The sequence below is a fragment of the Streptomyces netropsis genome, assembly GCF_014203545.1.
Classification (GTDB): domain Bacteria; phylum Actinomycetota; class Actinomycetes; order Streptomycetales; family Streptomycetaceae; genus Streptomyces; species Streptomyces netropsis.
The window spans coordinates 1-1,490 of sequence record NZ_JACHJG010000041.1 but is presented as its reverse complement, the minus strand read 5'-3'; the positions used below and the strand labels follow the sequence as shown (position 1 = coordinate 1,490).

The window sequence follows — 1,490 nt, the reverse complement described above, 5'->3', positions numbered from 1 at the left end:
TAGGTGGTGGGTGTGGGGTAGGTGGGGTATTCGATTCCGGTGATGTGTTGGACGACGCGGATGACTTGGCAGGAGTATCCGAATTCGTTGTCGTACCAGAGGTAGAGGATGGCGTTGTCGCCGTCGACTTTGGTGGCGCCGGCGTCGACGATGGAGGCGTGGCGTGAGCCGATGAAGTCGCTGGAGACGGCGTCGGGGGCGGTGGTGAAGTCGATCTGGCGTTTGAGGGGGGAGGTGAGTGACACGTTGCGGAGGTGGTCGAGGACTTCTTCGCGGGTGGTTTCGCGTCCGAGGCGGAGGCTGAGGATGGCGATGGAGACGTCGGGTACGGGGACGCGGATGGAGCTGCCGGTGATGGGTGCCTTGAGGTCGGGGAGTGCTTTGGCGACGGCGGAGGCGGCACCGGTTTCGGTGATGACCATGTTGAGCGGTGCGGAGCGGCCGCGGCGGTCGGCGCTGTGGTAGTTGTCGAGCAGGTTCTGGTCGTTGGTGAAGGAGTGGACGGTTTCCACGTGGCCGCGCAGGACGCCGTATTCGTCTGCCATGGCTTTCAGTGGCGGGACGATCGCGTTGGTGGTGCAGGAGGCGCAGGACAGGACCCGCTCGTCGGGCTTGACCGTGTCGTGGTTGACGCCGTGGACGATGTTGGGGACGTCGCCCTTGCCGGGGGCGGTCAGGACGACCTTGTCGATGCCGGGGCGCAGGTGCTTGGACAGGCCCTCGCGGTCGCGCCATTTGCCGGTGTTGTCGATGAGGATGGCGTTCTTGATGCCGTGGGCGGTGTAGTCGATCTCGGAGGGGTCCCCGGCGTAGATGACCTTGATCTCGTTGCCGTTGGCGATGATCGTGCTGTTCGTCTCGTCGACGGTGATCGTGCCCTGGAACTGGCCGTGGATGGAGTCGCGGCGCAGGAGTGAGGCGCGCTTGACGATGTCCTGGGCGCCGCCCTGGCGGACGACGATGGCGCGCAGTCGCAGGCCGTTGCCGGAGCCGGCCTTCTCGATGAGGAGGCGGGCGACGAGGCGGCCGATGCGGCCGAAGCCGTAGAGGACGATGTCGCGGCCCTCGGAGCGCTCGGTCTTGTTCTCGCCCGTGGCGCCGGCGACGGCTTCGGCGGTGAACTCTTCCACCGACAGGCCGCGGGTGTCGGTCTTGTGTGTCGCGGCGAGCATGCCGATGTCGATCTGGGACGGGCCGAGATCGAGTGTGGTGAGGGCGTGGAGGAACGGCAGGGTCTCGGTGACCGAGAGCTCTCCGCCGGCTATCTGGCGGGCGAAGCGGTGGGTCTTGAGGATGCTGACCACCGACTTGTTCACCAGGGAGCGGCTGTGGAGCAGGATGGTGACGTCCTGTTCCCGGTGCAGCTTCCCGATGATCGGGATCATCGACTCCGCGATCTCCTCGCGGCTCTTCCAGTTAGTGAACGCGTCGTCATTGACAGTCACAGGTCCATCTTTCGAGCTAGGCGGCGCTCATATGCTAACCCGCCG

The 1,490-nt window shown here is 65.6% G+C and carries 1 protein-coding gene; it reads right to left on the bottom strand.

Going from position 1 to position 1,490, the window contains the following annotated elements; translation table 11 throughout:
* The coding region (locus FHS38_RS34775) for a glyceraldehyde-3-phosphate dehydrogenase (protein WP_184740597.1) at positions 1-1,445 on the bottom strand (1,445 nt) is incomplete at its 3' end.
* Positions 1,446-1,490 lie beyond the last annotated feature (45 nt).